The organism is Pseudomonas sp. W3I7, assembly GCF_030816095.1.
In the GTDB taxonomy this organism is placed as follows: Bacteria; Pseudomonadota; Gammaproteobacteria; order Pseudomonadales; family Pseudomonadaceae; genus Aquipseudomonas; species Aquipseudomonas salomonii.
Genome location: NZ_JAUSXP010000001.1, coordinates 749,542 through 766,409, shown reverse-complemented (window position 1 = coordinate 766,409; position 16,868 = coordinate 749,542). Strand labels below are relative to the sequence as shown.

The window sequence follows — 16,868 nt, the reverse complement described above, 5'->3', positions numbered from 1 at the left end:
CTTTCGTCTCAACCGAGGCGCGCATTCTACAGCAGCCTCATTTACTGTCAAGCGATTTCTTTAACAAAATCAACTACTTGAACCAGAACCGGCTTCAAGCTGCTCGTCAGCGGGAGGCGAATAGTACAGTATTCAAATATGTGGTCAACCCCCTTCCTGAAATTCTTTTCGATTAGTTCACAGCGCCAAGGTTGCAGCTATATAGAGTGCTCGATCGCCTGACAGCGCGGCTAATGCCAAACACGCTACCCCGCCCAGGCGTTACGGTTTGCAATCGGCGGCGAGGAAAGGCCGGCGAATCAGCAGACCTTCCATTTGCTTAGGCGCGCAATGCCCCTTCAGCCCCTGACTATCAAACCGGCTCTCACCCGCTTTACACAGGTTCGAAAGAAAGCCCTTGAAATTCAAGGGCTTTTTTTTCGCCTGCAGAAAAGTGAGTATAGGCAGGCGAACGCATACAACGAGGAAACGGAACCATGGAATCGACGCTGGAAGCTGTTGCGCTTTTTGCTCTCAAGCTGGTGCATGAGACGGACGGCGCGAGCCCGTTGCTGCGCGATGACCTGGTGATGGATGGGTATGAGCGCGAAGTGTTTGGGTTGTTGGTGCGCCAGGGGGATTTGGCGACGATTCAACGCAAGCTCAGTGAGTGCATTGCCCAGGCCTTGAATGCGCTAGGCGGCGCCGACACCGTACTGGGCCGTGAGCTACTCAAACTGTTCAAGGATGTGCAGCAGGCGAGCGGTCTTGATGAGCTAAGTGCCCCGCTGATTACCCTCAAGGACTATCTGAAAGACATCCAGTGAGTCGGTGATCAACATACCGGCCAGGTACACCATCAATACGGCGACGCCAGCGTCCAGACATCGCCAGACCACGGGCGTGCGAAACAGCCAGGTCAATCGCTGGCATCCCAGCGCCAACCAGATTAACGGCGCCGGCATGGCTCGCTGAGCAACAGCTTTTCAAGAATAGAAGTTTCAACGCCCCTTCTGATCCCCTCGGCTAATAATCCAACCGACCGAAAAGCTCTTCGAAAGGGATCATGACGTGCTCGCGATAAGCTTCACGCTCCCGGAGTCTTTGATACCACGCCTCAACGTGAGGAATGAGTGGACGGGAAATAGCTAAAGAGAAGTAACGGTACAGATGTGTGCCAACAGTAATGTCTGCCAACGACAAACGTTCCCCACCCAGAAAGGGCTGCTCGCTCAAGACCTGGTCAAGTAACTCAAAATATTGAGCGCAAAGGCTGATACTTTTTTCGATAACTTGCGGGTCCCGCAACGCCGCCCGCGGGAATATGGCGGTGGGCCAGACCTAACTCACCTATAAGCCACATGACCTTCTGAACATTGAATGACGAACGTCGCCCCCACACTTCAAGCATGCAACCTCCTGTTAACCACCCCTGACTACAACGTTGCAACCACCCTCTTACCGCCGCCCTTCAACCGCCATCCGCACAGCCAAGCCCATCAGCACCGAACCCATCACCCAACGCTGAACCGCCTGCCAGCCTGGACGGGTGACGAAGAACACGGCGATGGAGCCCGCCATCATTGCAATCACCGCATTGACGCTCACGCTGATGGCAATCTGCGTAAAGCCCAGGATCAGTGATTGCATCAGCACACTGCCATGCCCATTTGGCTCAATGAACTGCGGCAACAACGACAAATACATCACCGCCACTTTGGGGTTCAGCAGGTTGGTCACCAAGCCCATCATGAACAACTTGCGCGGGCTGTCCTGGGGCAAGTCCCGGACTTGAAACGGCGACCGGCCACCCGGCTTAACCGCCTGCCAGGCCAGGTACACCAGGTACATCGCGCCACCGAGCCGTAGCGCGTCGTAGGCGAAAGGCACCGCCATCACCAAGGCGGTAATCCCCAGCGCCGCGCAGAACATATAAACAAGGAAACCCGAGGCAACGCCACCGAGGGAAATCAACCCGGCCGTGCGCCCCTGGCAGATCGAGCGGGAAATGAGGTAAATCATGTTCGGCCCAGGCGTCAGCACCATGCCGAGGGAGATCAGGCCATAAGCAAGCCAGCTGGACAGTTCGGGCATGGTGTCGCTCCTGCATTATTGTGCTGGGTGTCATGGTAGAGCGTTGAAAAGCAGGGCGTTAGATACAGATCCGCGAGCAAAACGTCATACACCACACGTAGAGGTACATGATCGACTTCGCCTGCTGCCGTACAAAAATATCGTCGCGTACTCGGTGGAAATATCCTGCACGCTTGATCGGGAATCTGAACTCTGCAGGCAAAAAAAGACCCTGGCGTCCCAAGGTCTTTTTTACTGCCAGCACTGCTTCAACAGATATACACCAACCAATGTGGGAGCTGGCTTGCCTGCGATGACGCCAGCCGCCAAACCCTCAAACCACCCGTTTACACCGAAACAGCCTCCCCCTCCTCCATCACCCCATTGGGCAACATCCCATTCGCCAAATCATCCACCACCGCCTTCGCCATCTCCCCCAAATAATGCGCCGCCCAGGCATAACGGTCCGCGTCTTTGTCCATGGCCGCATCCAATGCGAGCATTTTGGAGCAGTGCAGCAACTCGGACGCATGCTCCAGGGCATCACGAATGGGCACGCCGGCATTGACGCGGAATAGACGGTGCAGGTTGGGCTGTTTGCCGCAGGTGGAGAAGGCGATGATGCCGAGGGTTTTGTTGAGAGGTGGATTGATCATTGGGCACCTCCGGGCTGTGCGGTGGTGTGGGTTGCAGTATTACAAGGATAAAACCTTTCAGAAATGATCATTGGTATAGCTCCCATTCTTTATAGAGAGCTGCCCCATTCGTTTCCAGGCGAATGGGTGGCAGCTGTGCGCAGGCTGGAAACCGGGGGAATAGGCAAACCCGGCAGACTCGAAAGTCTCCCACGCACAGCCGCCATAACACGCATATGCTGGCACAAAAATGGCACCAGCGGTCGTGATAAATGGTGGCGCCTATGCGCCTATACCCACGGGTTTCCAGGCCCGGTCGCTGATTCGCAGCGACGAGCGAGAACTTAGCTTTAAAAACCAGATGATCAAAGCCGAGCCTTGTGACGAAAAATGTCATGAGGCTGGTACGGGGTAAATGCCTATTCTTTCGAGGAGGCCAAAGATAAGCAAGCCAACCAGAGTGATGCCCAGCAAATTGGCCCGAGCATTCGAATCTACAACATCACCCCATATGGCCCAAGCGCCTTACTCGTCTGCACCAACCCCTGGCGCATCAACATCTCAAGATAACTCCCAGCCTCCATCGGCGGCCGCGTCAACGTCCGCCTTTGCTTCTGCGCCGCCCCCAACACCGCCGCCTGATCCAAATCCCACAGATCCGAAATAAAGTCATCCGGATGCATAGGCTCAATGTCATAGGCAGCCAGGATATGCGCCGGGAAATCCTTCAAATTGAAGGTCACGATAACTTCAGCCTTACTCCGAATCGCCGCCGCCAGCACATGACGATCATCAGGATCAGGCAAATCCAAACTCGAACACAGATCCTCGTACCCCGTCACCAATGCATCGGGTATCGCTTTATCCATCAGCGCCGACGTGCAATTGACTTGCTCAGCCGTAAGATCCGGTCGGTTTTTGAGAACGTTGCGCTTCCACTCCTCATGGATCTGGCTCGTCCATCGAGCTCGATACAGTCCCGACAAACCAAGCCACATCAGCAAATCCCGGAGTGCCGCCGGGTAGAGAACACACGCATCGTATACCGCGGTAAACGGCGAACACCTCATCCGTCATACCCCATTCCCAACGCCTGAGCTTGTTGCGCCAGCGCTTCCATTGCCTCTTGGCTTTCTTCGTCACGGCGCTGCTTGAACGCCATCAGATCCGAAAATCGGATTCGCCGATGCCGACCCGTTTTTGTAAAAGGAATGGCGCCATCCTCCAGCATCTTGACCAGGTGCGGGCGCGAGACGTTGAGCAGGTCGGCAGCCTCCTGAGAGGTCAATTCGGCATGCACCGGCACGACCTTGACGGCGTTACCGATAGCCAATTCGCCCAGGATATCGACCAACAGGCGCAGGGCTGAGGTCGGGAGTACAAGTGTGTGGGGTTTGTCTTCTTTGTCGAAGATGTCGATGCGCTGGGTTTCAAATTTGGTCGAAAGTAAAGATGCCAGTTCTCGCTGGCCTTGCACGGCGGCTTCGACTTCCTTTTCCAGCGGCAGGATCGTTTTGGGGAGTTGATTGGTGATCATGATGCAGCTCCGGTGTTACGCAATTCGGTTGAATCCAAGCTAAACGAAACAAACGAAAATCGCAATAATCGAAACAGTCCTGGCTAACCAGACGCCAGTCTCCTTTTCCCACACCAACCATCGAACGAAGCCGACATAAGCATCTGATCCCAGCTCATAGGCTCACTCCCTCGCACAAGGAAGTGAGCCAGTCATGTCAGAACGCTCGTACCCCATTACCGAAGAAGAACAACTCAAACGGCGGATCCTGACACCGCAGCCTAAGCGCGCGCCTTATTCACCGCCGATTGATTTATTTGAGCCGCCTCCCACCCCAGCGCCAACACTCGCCAAACCGCCCGGCTGCGTCTTCACAAAACCCTGCCAACTGCCCAACGGCATCATTCGCTACAACGACCCCACCGGTTACGTACCGCTGGAGTTGATCAAGGACTACGGCCATTTCAGCCTGTTGGGTGGCCACGAGGTAGACAGCCGTGGCGCGGTTGCCTTGCGCAAGATCAGTGGCAGTGCCCTGCCTGTCGGCTTGGGGCAATTGGCGTTGCGTTCGGCGGCAATGGAGTCGGCAGCGACTGCTGTTGGCACTGTCGCCGGTGGGCTGCTGACTGGGTTGGTCGCGTTGTTGTGGCCATCGGAGCTGGGCGATAGCGCGCTCTACAGCGAGGAGCAATTACGTTCGCTGCAACGGGCACGGTCGCAGATGCGTTTGCATGTCGAGCAGCGTGAGGACGGCACACTCAAGGGCTATGGGTTTTACACGGGCAACAACCCCGATTGGCAGATGATCGATGTGGTGCAGTTCCAAAGCCGTGGCGATCAGTTTGTGGCGGATTTGGGTGAGGGCGTGGAGCTGATCTGGACGCCTGCGGTTGATCCGGGCGACACGCTGGGGATTCCCGCCTTGGAGGCTGCGCCGCAAGCGCCGGTGATCTGGATCTATCCGCCGACGGAGAAGGCGGCGCAGATTCTAGTAAACCCGATTTATCCGCCAGAGTACCGGGATTTTATTCTGGTGTTCCCGGTGGAGTCGGGGGTTCGGCCGCTGTATGTGGTGGTCAATGAGCCACGCAAAGGTCTGAGAAATCCGGACCATGATTACTTTCCAGCACCAAAAACCGAAGATATAACTGGCTTCCCAGGGTTGATCCCCCAAAGGCCGGTGACATCACGACTAGGCGGGGCTGGCTTACGTGAGCGGTGGATCGATGCAAAAAGGAGGAAGGTACTTGAATGGGACGCCAAGAAAGGTGAGCTGGAAGTCTATCGAAAGAGTGATTTGGAACACCTCGGCGCATTTGATCCTTATACCGCCGAACGTCGCGGACCGGCGGACCCAAAACGTCGAATCTACAGATAAAGAGGAGTGCAAAAAAATGGTTATGAAAATCAGATTGCGCTGGTACGAAAAACACAGCGACGACTTGAAAGCGGACGAGTACTCAGCGGATATCGTCGATGTAGACCGTTCTTTTGAAGCACTCGGTTTGAGCGAGGAAAGCGCAGTATATGCAGACGTTTACAACGTTCTCCCAAGCTGGATAACTATTCTCCAACCCCTCTTCCAGCATGTGATAGAGCCCAACCGATTCGACTATCAAATTTCATTCCAATACCAAGGCGCTTGGCCGCCATCTACAAAGCATCCCCAGAAGGAAATCTGAGGTAATGAAAAAAACCCTCCTCTACCGCTCAGTCAACACCCGGACCCACGGCGTGCGCCACGGTAGCTGTTTCGCTTATCGCTATGAACGGCATACCAAAAGCGCAAAGCGCTCACTGTCCACCCGCAGCTCAATGCATAGCCATCAACGACACGGCTTCGATTACACGCCGCTATTTCGGTTTCTCTTATCCAAAGTCGGTCAGCCATGGGACAAAGTGTTCAGCGAAGCCAACGCTCGCCTGGATCGCCCGGAGCCCGTGTTCTGGATGGTTGCGCTGCATGAAAATGACAAAGACGAATACGTGCGAATAGGGGAGTCCAGCTATTACAGTGGCTTGTGGGTCGACGAGGCAGGCCTCCTGCAAAAGGTTAACCCCCAATTGACGCCCGAACAGATGAAGCCCAGTTGTGACTGCTGCACCCACACGTTCAACGGTGTGGTATTCCCGCAGGCGCTTGCATGCAAGCCGTGAAGTTCAGTTGCGCACACAAGCCGCCCTGCTCCAAATTTCGCAGGCTCAACGTACTGCCAATCTTCCCCACAATCATCTCCACAATCGCCAACCCCAACCCCGCGCCATTGGCGTTATCCCGGCTGTAAAACCGCTCAAACAAGCGCCCCATCTGCGCCTCATCAATCCCCGGCCCTTGGTCTTCCACGCTCAAACCCTGCGCGCCGATCACCACCCGCACCTCGCCACCCACCGGCGAAAAGTTAAGTGCATTGGTGACCAGATTTTGCAGTGCAATCGCCAACGCCACCGGCTCGGTCTGCACCCAGCATTCCTCATCGCCTTCCAGCACCAGCTCCACGCCTTTCTCCATGGCCAGCGGGGTGAGTTCGGCGAGTTCTTCGCGCACCAGTTCCGTCAGTTGCACGGGCTTGCGCACGGGGTTGCTCAGTTGTGGCTCGATGCGGGCCATGGTCAGCAGTTGGCTGCCAATTCGCGTGGCGCGGTCTACGCCGTTAACCAAAAAGTCCAGGGCCTCGCGCCGTTGTTCTTCAGTCGCAGCGTTTTGCGCGTTTTGCGCGTGAATGCGCAGTATCGCCAACGGCGTGCGCAGTTCATGGGCGGCGTCGGCGATGAAGCGGCGTTCACGCTCCAGCAGGTCGTCCATCTGCATCAGCAGCCGGTTGAGCGCGGTTTGCATCGGCTCCAGTTCGCTCGGCAGTGGGTTCACGTTCAGCGGTTGCAGGGCGTTGGTGTTACGCCCACGCAGCTTGCGGGCCATGGTGCGCAAGGGCGTGAGCCCCCAGCCGATGGCCAGCCAGATCAGCACGGTCAGCAGCGGCACGCCAATCACGCTGGGCCAGAGCGTGTGGCGCACGATGCGCTCGATCACGCTCTGGCGAATGTCGTCACGCTCGCCCACCCAAATCAGCAGACCTTGTTGCGCGTCAGCCAGGAGGAAGGCGCACCAGTCGTTGCCGCTGTCCATCAGGTCATGGGCGCCGAGTGTGGTGGGCGGTGCTGTGAGGACCGGTGCTTCGGCAGACCGCATGAGCAGTTGCCCGTCGCGGCGCCAGACCTGGAAGGTCAGCCGGGTCTCGTAAGGATGGGCCACGCCCTCCTCGCCCACGCGGCTCATGGCCTGGTCGAACGCCTCATACAGGCGGCCCCAGTCTGCGTCGCCAGGATCGCGCTGGCGCAGTACGCCTTGCAGCAGGCGGGCACTTTGGGCGAGTTGGGCGTCGTAGACTTCTTCGATTTCGTGGTGGCTGTCGCGCAGCACCAGCCAGCTGATCAGGCCGTCGCCGAGCAGGATCAATACCAGCACCGGAATAAGAATACGTGCGCGGACCGAATTCATGGTTTGAGCGCCAGCACATAGCCGACGCCACGCACGGTGCGGATCAGCTCTGTGGATAACTTCTTGCGCAGGTTATGGATCAACACTTCCAGCGTATTGCTCTCAACCCGGTCCTGCCAACCATACAAAGCACGCGACAACCGCTCGCGGGTCACCACTTTGCCAGGGCGCACCATCAACTGGTGCAGCAGTTGGTATTCCATCGGGGTGACGATGATTTCATCGCCCTGATAGTGCACTTGCTGGGTGGCCGGGTCGAGGCTGATGCCGGCGTGTTCAAGCATCGGTTGGGCGCGGCCCTGGCTGCGGCGCAACAGGGCGCGCACGCGGGCTTTGAGTTCTTCGACGTCGAAGGGTTTGATCAGGTAGTCGTCAGCGCCGGCATCCAGGCCGGCGATGCGTTCGGCGGTGCCATCGCGGGCAGTGAGGACCAGCACCGGCAGGTCGTATTGCCCGGCGCGCAGTTGCTGCAACAGGTCGAGCCCATCGAGGCGCGGCAAGCCGAGGTCGAGCAGCAGCAGGTCGAAGCTTTCGGTGCGCAGGGCGTGCAAGGCGCTGAGGCCATCTTGCAGCCAATCCAGGGTGTAGCCTTCGGCGCCCAACGCCACGCGAATGCCCTGGCCGAGGGCACGGTCATCTTCGACGAGGAGCAAGCGCATAGCGAAATCTCTGTAGGAAACGGCGGAATCATGCCGGGTTCCAGTACGGGTTAACCGGGGAAAGATGTTACGGCGCGTTGCCAACTAAGGTTGCACTAAGGTTGGTTTTGCACTGTGCCGGCAGGTACGGGACTACCTGTCGTTATGCATGCTCACCGGCCGCAGGAAGCGCCTGCCGGGTGAACGTGCGCAGTCATCCTTTCTTCTCACAGGTTCCCTATGCGCTGCGCCCTACTGATCTTCAGCCTGCTAGGCGTCTTTACCGCCGCCTGGCTGAGCCATCCGACCCACGTGCTGGCGCCGTTTGCCCAGGCGAACCCGAGCCCGGCGAAGGTGGCGGCAGCCCCGCAATACACCAGCCGTTTTGTGTCGTCACAGCTCACCGACTTTGTGCACTCCTCCTCCGTGACCGCCCTGCCCGACGGCGACTTGATGGCCGTGTGGTTTGCCGGTTCGCGCGAAGGCGCCGCCGATGTGCAGGTGCGCACGGCACGGTTTGATGCACGCAGTGGCGAATGGGGCGGCGAGCAGGTGCTGGCCACGCGGGAAAGCACCCGCGACGGCACCCAGCGTTACATTCGCAAACTGGGCAACCCGGTCATTGCCCTGGGGCCGGATAAACGCCTGTGGATGTTTTATGTGTCGGTGTCAGTCGGCGGCTGGGCCACCAGTGCGATCAACGTGATGGTCTCCGATGACCTCGGCGCAAACTGGTCGGCGCCTCGGCAATTGGTGACCTCGCCGTTTTTCAATATCAGCACCTTGGTGCGCGCCGCGCCGGTGTTCCATGCCGATGGTTCCATCGGGTTGCCGGTGTATCACGAGTTCATGGGCAAGTTTGCCGAGTACCTGTACTTGAGTGCCGACGGCGCGGTGATCGACAAATTCCGCATCAGCCGCGGCAAACATTCGCTGCAGCCCACCATCGTGGCGCAGGACGGCCAGCGAGCCGTGGCGATGCTGCGCTACGCCGGTGAAACCCATCACCGCGTGCTCGCCAGCCGCACCGAGGATGCCGGGCAAACCTGGAGCGAGCCGTTCCCGCTGGAACCGGCCAACCCCAATTCATCGCTGGCGGCCGTAGGTACTGAAGACGACGGTTTACTCGTCGCCCTCAACGACCTGCAAGACGGCCGCTTCAAGCTCAGCCTCTACGGCACCGACGCGCAGATGACGCAATGGCGCACGGTGGTGCAATTGGACCAGTCGCCGGACCCGCTCGGCCAGCCGTTCTCTCCCCAGGCTTATAAAGAAATCATCGGCGAAGGCTTCCGTGCCTCCAGCGGCGCCAAGCGCCTGCCGCTGGAACAGCGCTTTCTGAGCAACCTGGATTACCGCGTGTGCAAACCTCGTGGCTGCGATTTCGAATACGAATACCCGTACTTCAGCCGCAGCCCGGACGGCATGTACCACTTGGTGTACTCGTGGAATAACACCTTTATCAAACATGTCAGCTTCAACGAAGCCTGGCTGGCGGAGCGCTTGTGATGATGGCGTTGTGGCAAGCCCATTTGAGTTTTGTATTGCTGGGGTTTGTGCTGTTCAGCACGTTGCGGTTTACCGCGCCGTGGCGGCCATGGTTGTTGCCGGTGTTGGTGGTGCTGAGCTTTATCCCGGTAAATGAACTGCCGTTGGCCGCGTATGTGCGCAGTTTTACCGATGACCTGGCGATCAGCACCTTGGTGTTGTTGGCGTGGGTGGCGGTGTGCCGGTTGGGGCTGGTGCAGCCGCTTGGCCGGCCACATCAAGTGCAACTGCTGGTGCTGTTTGGCGGGCTGTGCCTGGTGCTGTACCCGGCGGCGATGGGGCTGACGTATTTCGATCCCTACCGATGGGGGTTTAACCCTCGGCCGATGATTGTGTTGATAGGCGCATTGACGCTGTTGATGCTGGCGCTGCGCAACAGGCTGGCGGTGTGGATGCTGGCGGTGAGCACGCTGGCATTTGCGCTGCGGCTCAAGGCGTCGGAGAACTATTGGGATTACCTGGTCGACCCGCTGTTGATGGGTTACTGCCTGGTAGCTGGATTAATGCAACTCAAACTGTGGGAGCGGGCTTGCTCGCGAATGCGCCGTGTCGGTCAGAACATCGTTAGCTGACAGACCGCTTTCGCGAGCAAGCCCGCTCCCACATTTGCTTTGTGGTGTTAGGGAAATTTAGTTGAGGTTAATGATGACTGCGTTGCAATCACGCCGCCTGCGCTACGGCGTGGGCGCGATCGGGTTGGTGTTTGTATTGCTGGCGGCGTTGCGGCTGGTGTTTTTAATCAGCTTTTCCGGCCTGGATTTAAACACCAAGGGCTTGCTGGAAACCTTCGGCATCGGCCTGCGTTTCGACCTGCGCCTGGCGGTGTTGCTTTTGCTGCCACTGGCCGCGCTCGCCTGGTTACCGCGCTGGAACCTTATCACCCTGCCCGCCCTGCGCTGGCTGGCACGCGGCTATCTGCTGATTGCACTGGCCGTGGTGGGCCTCATCTACATCATCGACTTCGGCCACTACGCCTACCTCGGCGTGCGCATCAACGCGACGGTGCTGCGCTATCTGCAAGACGCGCAGATTTCTCAACAGATGGTGTGGGAAACCTACCCGGTGCTGTGGATAACTGCCTGCTGGTTGGCGGCGGTGGCCGTGTGGGTGTGGGCGCTGGTGTGCCTGGAGCGATTGACGCTGGATCGTGCGCCAAAAACCATCGGCAAACTCACAGTGGCGTCGGTGTCCGTGACCGGTGTGGTCATTGTGCTGCTGGCCCTGCTGGGCCGTGTGGCCAATCTCAACCTGGAAAACCCGGTGCCGCTGCGCTGGAGTGATGCGTTCTTCTCCGGCAACAGCCAGGTCGCCGCCGTGGGCCTGAACCCGGTGCTGTTTTTGTACGACACGCTCAAGGTTGGCCAGTCGCAATTCGATGAAGCCCAGGTGCGCACGCATTACCCGCAAGTGGCCGAGTACCTGGGTGTTGACCAGCCTGACGCGCAAAAGCTGAGCTTCAGCCGTGAACAAGGTGTGCAGCCCTACAAGCTGGCCGGCGAGCGCCCGCCCAACGTGGTTTTCGTCATGCTCGAGTCCCTGGGCACCAGTGCGGTCGGTGCCTATGGCAACCCGCTGAACCCCACGCCGAACCTGGACAAGCTGGCAACCCAAAGCTGGTTCTTCAAACACTTCTATGTGCCGGTCACCGGTACCGCCAAGACTGTGTGGGCGAGCATCACCGGCATACCCGACGTGACCCGCCAGGAGACCGCCACGCGCAACCCGCTGATCACGCGGCAACACACGTTGATCAACGCCTTCGAGGGTTACCAGAAGTTCTACATGATCGGCGGCAACGCCGGTTGGGCGAATATCAACGCACTGATCCGCCAGAGCATCGACGGCGTGCAGCTGTTTGACGAAAGCCACTGGCGCTCGCCCCGGGTGGACGTGTGGGGCATCTCTGACCTGGACCTGTTCAAGGAAGGCGACCAACTGCTAAGCGCGGTGCCCAAGGGCCAGCCGTTCTTTGCCTACCTGCAAACCTCCGGCAACCATCGACCATTCACCATTCCAAAACAAAACGACGGTTTTCAGTTAAACAACGTAACGCTGGAACAAGTCCAGGCTGCCGGTTCGCGCAGCGTCGAGCAATACAACGCGGTGCGCCTGCTGGATTACAACATCGGCCGCCTGATGGACATCGCCAAGGCGGGTGGCTGGTACGACAACAGCATTTTTGTGTTGTTTGGCGACCACAACACGCGCATCAGCCAGATCCCGCACATGGCGCCGGCCTTCGAGCAACTGGGCCTGGAAAGCAACAACGTGCCACTGCTGATCCACGCGCCGGGGCTTAAGCCGCGCGTTATTGACGAAGCCGTGGGGTTGGCGGACTTGCTGCCGACCGTGGCCGGTATGGCGGGCGTGCCGTTTCGCAATGGCGCGATGGGTCGTGATATCCAACAGCCGGCGCCGGAAGGCGAGCGTGTGGTGCCACTGGTATTGCACGAGGGCACCTTCCCGATTATCGGCGGCGTGACCCAGCACTTCCTGTTGCAGATGCAGCACGACGGCGGCTCACCGAGCTTGCATGACCTGGCGTCGCAAACACCGCGCATTGATGTGGCCGAGCAGCATCCCGAAGAGTTTCAGCGCCTGCAGGGGCTGACCCGTGGCCTGCATGAAAGTGCACGGTTGATGCTGTTCAGGAACGTGCGCGAGTGATTACTTGGGCTGGAAGGTCTCCAGGTAGGCCAGGATGTTTTCGATTTTTTCCGGGTCGCTGATACCCCAGAAGATCATGCGCGTACCGCTCACCACCTTCTTCGGCGCCTCGATATAGGCGGCGAGTTTGTCGCGGGTCCAGACCACGCCGGAGTTTTTCATCGCGTCGGAATACTGATAGTCCGTGGTGGTGCCGGCAGGCCGGCCGATGATGCCGTTCAGTTCAGGCCCGAAGCCGCCGCGTGCGCCTTCACCAATGCTGTGGCAGCCGCCGCAGGTCTTGGTGAACAGTTTGCCGCCGGCCTCGGCATCACCGTCCGCCAAGGCCGGGGCGGTGTTGAGGATCAAGGCGAGGGTCAGTAAGGCGTACTTCATGCAGGGCTCCACAGCGGGCAACGATGCAGCAATTATGCCTGTATCCGATTCGGCGTGCCGCTGTGGCTAACCCCGCGCGAGCGCTCTAAAACGACCACCCATCGTTTAAAAAACATCCAATCGAACCTAATCAATCAGCGCCCACTCCACCCTACTGAACCCTGATGGAGGAGTAAGGATCATGGCTCAGCCATCGATTTTGGTATTGGAAGACGACGAAATCATTCGTGCGTTGATGGTGGATGTATTGGAGGACTTCGGCGCGCATGTGACGTCGTTTCCTTCGGCGGATGAAGGCATGATTTACCTGGAACGCGGCGATGACCCGGTAGACCTGATCGTCAGCGATATCCAGATGCCAGGGTTACTCAATGGCTATGACTTGAGCAAGGTGGTCGCGCATCGTTGGCCGTCGGTGCCGGTGGTGCTGACCTCGGGCAATACCAAGCTGGCAGCGCAACTGGGAGGCTCGGTGCGGTTTTTACCCAAGCCCTGGAGTGCGGAACATTTGGTTAAGTGCGTACAAACGGCACTGGCCCAGCAAGGCGCATCCATGCACTAATAGCGTCGCGACATCACTTAAACCGAACTTGCTGCAATGCGCTGTGGTCATTTATTACGCAAGGAGCGACTTTTCTGATCCCCCCGTCAGGCTTTTCGCCTTGTGCGTACAGTTGACGGCAATGACTTGTGTAGAATCGTCGCCCATTTCACGCGTCATTCATGGCCGTCAGGCCCACAGTTCGAGCTTATTGAATGCATTCACAGGCCCATGACGTCAGTGCGCCCTCATTGCTGGAAGCGTTGCGCACAGGCACGGGTTTGCTGCATGTGGCGTTGGAAAAGCGCTTGCCGTTTTTCTCCGATCAGTTGGATGCTGGCTGGTATCGGCGCTTGCTCCAGGCGTACTACGGGTTTTATGCGCCGATGGAAGCAGCGCTGTACGCCAGTGGCTTGATCCCCGACGGATACGACACTGTACTGCGGGTGAAAACGCCCACACTGCTGGGCGATTTGCGCGCACTTGGTTTGAATGATAACGCCATCAACGCCCTGCCCCGCTGCACCCAACATCCGACCTTCGACACCCCCGCCGCCTGCCTCGGTGCCCTGTACGTACTGGAAGGCGCGACTCTTGGCGGCCAAGTGCTACGCCGGGAAATGGCCCGGCGCCTGGACATACACGCCGATACCGGCGGAGCGTTCCTTGATGTGTACGGCACCGAAACCGGTCGGTTCTGGAAAAACTTTCTCGATTATTTGGGCCGCCTGCCGCTGGATGCTGACGCAAAACAGCGCGCGGTCGATGCCGCCTGTTCTACATTCAGTGGCTTTGAGCAATGGCTCGCCCGCCAGGAGGTACTGCTATGAAACCCGACGATTTTGAAGAGCTGCTTGCCAACTGTGCCGACGAACCGATTCGCTTCCCGGGCGCGATCCAGCCCCACGGCGTGCTGTTGACGTTGTCGGAGCCTGAGCTGCACATCACTCAGGTCAGCGCCAACGTGGCCAGCCTGTTCGGCCACGCGCCCGAGGCGCTGCTGGGCCAACCGCTGCATCAGTTAATTGGCGTTGAACCTACCCAAGCCGTGCAATCGATCGCCGAAAACAACGGGTTTCTCGATGCTCCGGCGCTGCATGTCACGCTCAATGGTGCGCAATTTGAAGGCTTGCTGCATCGCCATCAGAACGTGCTGGTACTCGAGTTCGAGCCGCGCCTTGAAAATTTCAAACCCCGCGCCCTGAATGGCCGCACCAGTGACCTGGGCAAGATGCTGCAACGCTTGCAGTCGGCGAAAACCCTGCAAGCGCTGTACGAAATCAGCGTGACTGAAATCCAGGCCATGACCGGTTACGACCGGGTGCTGATCTATCGCTTTGAAGAAGAAGGCCACGGCCAGGTGATTGCCGAAGCGTCGGCGCCGTCCATGGAGCTGTTCAACGGGTTGTTCTTCCCCGCGTCCGACATTCCCGAACAGGCCCGCGAGCTGTACCGCACCAACTGGCTGCGCATCATCCCGAACGCTGCCTATGAGCCGGTGCCGCTGCTGCCCAAGCTGCGGCCGGGCACTGACCAGCCGCTGGACCTGAGCTTCGCCACCCTGCGCAGTGTGTCGCCGATTCACTGCCAATACATGCAGAACATGGGCGTGCTGTCGTCCATGAGCATCTCGTTGATGGCCGGCGACAAGTTGTGGGGCCTGATCAGCTGCGGCAATCGCGAGCCCTTGCTGGTACCCCACGACCTGCGCGTTGCCTGCCAGACCATCGGCCAGGTGCTGTCGCTGCAGATCAGCGCCATGGAAGCCCTGGACCTGATCCGCCAGCGCGAAGAAAAAGTCGAAGCCCTGGCATTGCTGGACCGCGCGATGAAAGCCTCGGAGCAAAACGTTTTCGATGGCCTGGCCCAGCAGCCGCAGGTGCTGATGGACCTGACCCAGTCGGGCGGCGTGGCGATCATTGAAGACAAGCAATTGCACCGTTACGGTAATTGCCCCGAGCCTGCGCAGATTCGTGCGCTGCACAGGTGGCTGCAGGAAAGCGGCGAGCCGGTGTTTTCCAGCCACAATCTGGCATCGGTGTACCCGCCGGCTACCGAGTTCCAGCAAGTGGCCAGTGGCGTTCTGGCCATGAGCCTGCCCAAGCCTGTGGATAACGGCGTGTTGTGGTTCCGCCCAGAGGTCAAAGAGAACATCAACTGGAGCGGCGACCCGAACAAGCCGCTGAACCTGGAAAGCTCCGACGCCGGTTTGCGCCTGCGCCCACGCACCTCGTTTGAAATCTGGAAAGTCGAAATGGCCGGTATCTCCACCAAGTGGAGCCACGGCGACCGGTTTGCCGCCAACGACCTGCGCCGCTTCGCCCTGGAAAATGACCTGGCCCGCCAAGTGTTGCGCGAACAGCAAGCCGTGCGTGCGCGTGATGAGCTGGTGGCGGTGGTGTCCCACGACCTGCGCAACCCGATGACGGTCATCTCGATGCTCTGCGGCATGATGCAAAAGGCCTTCAGCTCCGATGGCCCACATACCTCACGGCGAATCTCCTCGGCCATCGACACTATGCAGCAGGCCGCCGGGCGTATGAATGTGCTGCTGGAAGATCTGCTCGACACCTCGAAAATCGAGGCTGGGCGTTATGTGGTCAAGCCCGTGTCGCTGGACGTCAGCCAGATGTTCGAAGAGGCCTATTCGCTGCTCGCGCCGTTAGCGATGGAAAAAGGCATCGACCTGTCGTTCAACGCCGAACCCGGCCTGCAGATCCATGCAGATCCGGAGCGCCTGTTCCAGGTGCTGTCGAACCTGATCGGCAATGCCATCAAGTTCACCCCGCGCCAGGGCAATATCGGCATCAGCGCCATGAGCAATGGCGAAGATATCGTGTTTTCGGTGCGCGACTCCGGCGAAGGTATTGCGCCTGATCAGTTGCCCCATGTGTTTGATCGCTACTGGACCCAAACCGAAAACAACCCCACCGGCAGCGGATTGGGGCTGTATATCACCCAAGGAATCGTGCAGGCCCATGGCGGGCGGATCGAGGCTGAGAGTGAGTTGGGGCGTGGCAGTGAGTTCAGGTTTACGGTGCCCAAGCCTGCCTGAAGCACATTCAGTCCTACAGATATTAAACATGCAGAAACCTATGGCCGGGAACGTAAACCCGGCCAATGCCACTGAGTGAGCGCGCAGTCAAAAGGAGCATTGATGCGACAACATCCCTCCAATTAGGCAAGAGGTTTTCCCCATGAATATCGTCCACATGCTCCCCGGCGCTCAGTTCAACATAGCTGTCCACCTGGCCAACCAAATGGCTGAAATGGCCACCCGGTCCGCTGAAAAGCCCTCACGTCCCGACAGCAACCCCATGATGCAAAACGCACCGCCCAAGCCCAAGCCTTATCGAGTGTCTCTGGACTCCCTGGGGCAAGGCATGCTGCTTTAATGCAA

General features: G+C 58.7%; 19 protein-coding genes. 11 read left to right on the top strand and 8 right to left on the bottom strand.

Annotated features, from left to right (window positions below; all coding sequences use genetic code 11):
* Positions 1-476 precede the first annotated feature (476 nt).
* Positions 477-806, top strand: coding sequence for a hypothetical protein (locus QF043_RS03650; protein ID WP_307417551.1), 330 nt, complete (start codon positions 477-479; stop codon positions 804-806).
* A 199-nt stretch (positions 807-1,005) separates the two neighbouring features.
* On the opposite strand, the gene QF043_RS03645 is transcribed toward QF043_RS03650, so the two are convergent.
* The 5 genes from QF043_RS03645 to QF043_RS03625 form a co-directional block, all read right to left on the bottom strand.
* A complete protein-coding gene (locus tag QF043_RS03645; protein ID WP_307417550.1) occupies positions 1,006-1,215 on the bottom strand; it encodes a glutathione binding-like protein in 210 nt (69 codons plus the stop codon).
* Positions 1,216-1,437: 222 nt separating this feature from the next.
* On the bottom strand, positions 1,438-2,073 hold the full coding sequence (locus QF043_RS03640) for a LysE family translocator (protein WP_307417549.1): 636 nt from the start codon (positions 2,071-2,073) through the stop codon (positions 1,438-1,440).
* 326 nt (positions 2,074-2,399) lie between these two features.
* Complete coding sequence (locus QF043_RS03635) at positions 2,400-2,708, bottom strand: DUF3077 domain-containing protein (protein WP_307417548.1); 309 nt, start codon at positions 2,706-2,708, stop codon at positions 2,400-2,402.
* Between the two features lie 473 nt (positions 2,709-3,181).
* On the bottom strand, positions 3,182-3,757 hold the full coding sequence (locus tag QF043_RS03630; protein ID WP_307417547.1) for a PIN domain-containing protein: 576 nt from the start codon (positions 3,755-3,757) through the stop codon (positions 3,182-3,184).
* On the bottom strand, positions 3,754-4,224 hold the full coding sequence (locus QF043_RS03625; RefSeq protein ID WP_307417546.1) for a helix-turn-helix domain-containing protein: 471 nt from the start codon (positions 4,222-4,224) through the stop codon (positions 3,754-3,756). The genes QF043_RS03630 and QF043_RS03625 overlap by 4 nt, the downstream gene beginning before the upstream one ends.
* 193 nt (positions 4,225-4,417) lie before the next feature.
* Between QF043_RS03625 and QF043_RS03620 the strand changes: the two genes are divergently transcribed.
* The 3 genes from QF043_RS03620 to QF043_RS03610 are packed head-to-tail and all read left to right on the top strand — an operon-like array spanning position 4,418 to position 6,360.
* Complete coding sequence (locus QF043_RS03620) at positions 4,418-5,581, top strand: S-type pyocin domain-containing protein (RefSeq protein WP_307417544.1); 1,164 nt, start codon at positions 4,418-4,420, stop codon at positions 5,579-5,581.
* A gap of 16 nt (positions 5,582-5,597) precedes the next feature.
* Positions 5,598-5,885: a colicin E3-like toxin immunity protein gene (locus tag QF043_RS03615; protein ID WP_307417543.1), complete on the top strand. Its 288-nt coding sequence runs from the start codon at positions 5,598-5,600 to the stop codon at positions 5,883-5,885.
* A 4-nt stretch (positions 5,886-5,889) separates the two neighbouring features.
* Entirely contained in the window at positions 5,890-6,360 is a 471-nt protein-coding gene (locus tag QF043_RS03610) for a hypothetical protein (protein ID WP_307417542.1), read from the top strand.
* Here QF043_RS03610 and QF043_RS03605 read toward each other — a convergent pair.
* On the bottom strand, positions 6,317-7,699 hold the full coding sequence (locus QF043_RS03605) for an ATP-binding protein (RefSeq protein ID WP_307417541.1): 1,383 nt from the start codon (positions 7,697-7,699) through the stop codon (positions 6,317-6,319). The genes QF043_RS03610 and QF043_RS03605 overlap by 44 nt on opposite strands.
* The gene (locus QF043_RS03600; protein WP_307417540.1) at positions 7,696-8,358 is read right to left on the bottom strand and encodes a response regulator; all 663 of its coding nucleotides are present in this window, start codon (positions 8,356-8,358) and stop codon (positions 7,696-7,698) included. The genes QF043_RS03605 and QF043_RS03600 overlap by 4 nt, the downstream gene beginning before the upstream one ends.
* 219 nt (positions 8,359-8,577) lie before the next feature.
* Between QF043_RS03600 and QF043_RS03595 the strand changes: the two genes are divergently transcribed.
* From QF043_RS03595 to QF043_RS03585, 3 genes are all read left to right on the top strand, one after another.
* On the top strand, positions 8,578-9,846 hold the full coding sequence (locus QF043_RS03595) for an exo-alpha-sialidase (protein ID WP_307417539.1): 1,269 nt from the start codon (positions 8,578-8,580) through the stop codon (positions 9,844-9,846).
* Entirely contained in the window at positions 9,846-10,457 is a 612-nt protein-coding gene (locus tag QF043_RS03590) for a hypothetical protein (RefSeq protein ID WP_307417538.1), read from the top strand. The genes QF043_RS03595 and QF043_RS03590 overlap by 1 nt, the downstream gene beginning before the upstream one ends.
* A 73-nt stretch (positions 10,458-10,530) precedes the next feature.
* Positions 10,531-12,552 (top strand): LTA synthase family protein, encoded by a 2,022-nt coding sequence (locus QF043_RS03585; RefSeq protein ID WP_307417537.1) that lies wholly within the window; start codon positions 10,531-10,533, stop codon positions 12,550-12,552.
* On the opposite strand, the gene QF043_RS03580 is transcribed toward QF043_RS03585, so the two are convergent.
* The gene (locus QF043_RS03580; RefSeq protein ID WP_307417536.1) at positions 12,553-12,927 is read right to left on the bottom strand and encodes a cytochrome c family protein; all 375 of its coding nucleotides are present in this window, start codon (positions 12,925-12,927) and stop codon (positions 12,553-12,555) included.
* Between the two features lie 181 nt (positions 12,928-13,108).
* Here QF043_RS03580 and QF043_RS03575 point away from each other — a divergent pair, with 181 nt between their 5' ends.
* The 4 genes from QF043_RS03575 to QF043_RS03560 all read left to right on the top strand — a co-directional run bounded on the left by QF043_RS03575 (position 13,109) and on the right by QF043_RS03560 (position 16,863).
* Positions 13,109-13,489: a response regulator gene (locus QF043_RS03575; RefSeq protein WP_307417535.1), complete on the top strand. Its 381-nt coding sequence runs from the start codon at positions 13,109-13,111 to the stop codon at positions 13,487-13,489.
* A gap of 194 nt (positions 13,490-13,683) precedes the next feature.
* A complete protein-coding gene (locus QF043_RS03570) occupies positions 13,684-14,298 on the top strand; it encodes a biliverdin-producing heme oxygenase (RefSeq protein WP_307417534.1) in 615 nt (204 codons plus the stop codon).
* Positions 14,295-16,523, top strand: a complete 2,229-nt coding sequence (locus QF043_RS03565; protein ID WP_307417533.1) for an ATP-binding protein — start codon at positions 14,295-14,297, stop codon at positions 16,521-16,523. Before QF043_RS03570 ends, QF043_RS03565 begins: the two co-directional genes overlap by 4 nt.
* Before the next feature lie 142 nt (positions 16,524-16,665).
* Positions 16,666-16,863, top strand: coding sequence for a hypothetical protein (locus tag QF043_RS03560; protein ID WP_307417532.1), 198 nt, complete (start codon positions 16,666-16,668; stop codon positions 16,861-16,863).
* Positions 16,864-16,868 lie beyond the last annotated feature (5 nt).

What these genes read in the sequence shown, in the direction of transcription:
- QF043_RS03595 (WP_307417539.1), top strand. Translation starts at nt 8,578, where the DNA reads ATGCGCTGCGCCCTACTGATCTTCAGCCTGCTAGGCGTCTTTACCGCC.
- QF043_RS03565 (WP_307417533.1), top strand. Translation starts at nt 14,295, where the DNA reads ATGAAACCCGACGATTTTGAAGAGCTGCTTGCCAACTGTGCCGACGAA.
- QF043_RS03625 (WP_307417546.1), bottom strand. Translation starts at nt 4,224, where the DNA reads ATGATCACCAATCAACTCCCCAAAACGATCCTGCCGCTGGAAAAGGAA.
- QF043_RS03575 (WP_307417535.1), top strand. Translation starts at nt 13,109, where the DNA reads ATGGCTCAGCCATCGATTTTGGTATTGGAAGACGACGAAATCATTCGT.
- QF043_RS03585 (WP_307417537.1), top strand. Translation starts at nt 10,531, where the DNA reads ATGACTGCGTTGCAATCACGCCGCCTGCGCTACGGCGTGGGCGCGATC.
- QF043_RS03615 (WP_307417543.1), top strand. Translation starts at nt 5,598, where the DNA reads ATGGTTATGAAAATCAGATTGCGCTGGTACGAAAAACACAGCGACGAC.
- QF043_RS03570 (WP_307417534.1), top strand. Translation starts at nt 13,684, where the DNA reads ATGCATTCACAGGCCCATGACGTCAGTGCGCCCTCATTGCTGGAAGCG.
- QF043_RS03600 (WP_307417540.1), bottom strand. Translation starts at nt 8,358, where the DNA reads ATGCGCTTGCTCCTCGTCGAAGATGACCGTGCCCTCGGCCAGGGCATT.
- QF043_RS03630 (WP_307417547.1), bottom strand. Translation starts at nt 3,757, where the DNA reads ATGAGGTGTTCGCCGTTTACCGCGGTATACGATGCGTGTGTTCTCTAC.
- QF043_RS03650 (WP_307417551.1), top strand. Translation starts at nt 477, where the DNA reads ATGGAATCGACGCTGGAAGCTGTTGCGCTTTTTGCTCTCAAGCTGGTG.
- QF043_RS03590 (WP_307417538.1), top strand. Translation starts at nt 9,846, where the DNA reads ATGATGGCGTTGTGGCAAGCCCATTTGAGTTTTGTATTGCTGGGGTTT.
- QF043_RS03580 (WP_307417536.1), bottom strand. Translation starts at nt 12,927, where the DNA reads ATGAAGTACGCCTTACTGACCCTCGCCTTGATCCTCAACACCGCCCCG.
- QF043_RS03635 (WP_307417548.1), bottom strand. Translation starts at nt 2,708, where the DNA reads ATGATCAATCCACCTCTCAACAAAACCCTCGGCATCATCGCCTTCTCC.
- QF043_RS03620 (WP_307417544.1), top strand. Translation starts at nt 4,418, where the DNA reads ATGTCAGAACGCTCGTACCCCATTACCGAAGAAGAACAACTCAAACGG.
- QF043_RS03605 (WP_307417541.1), bottom strand. Translation starts at nt 7,699, where the DNA reads ATGAATTCGGTCCGCGCACGTATTCTTATTCCGGTGCTGGTATTGATC.
- QF043_RS03560 (WP_307417532.1), top strand. Translation starts at nt 16,666, where the DNA reads ATGAATATCGTCCACATGCTCCCCGGCGCTCAGTTCAACATAGCTGTC.
- QF043_RS03640 (WP_307417549.1), bottom strand. Translation starts at nt 2,073, where the DNA reads ATGCCCGAACTGTCCAGCTGGCTTGCTTATGGCCTGATCTCCCTCGGC.
- QF043_RS03610 (WP_307417542.1), top strand. Translation starts at nt 5,890, where the DNA reads ATGAAAAAAACCCTCCTCTACCGCTCAGTCAACACCCGGACCCACGGC.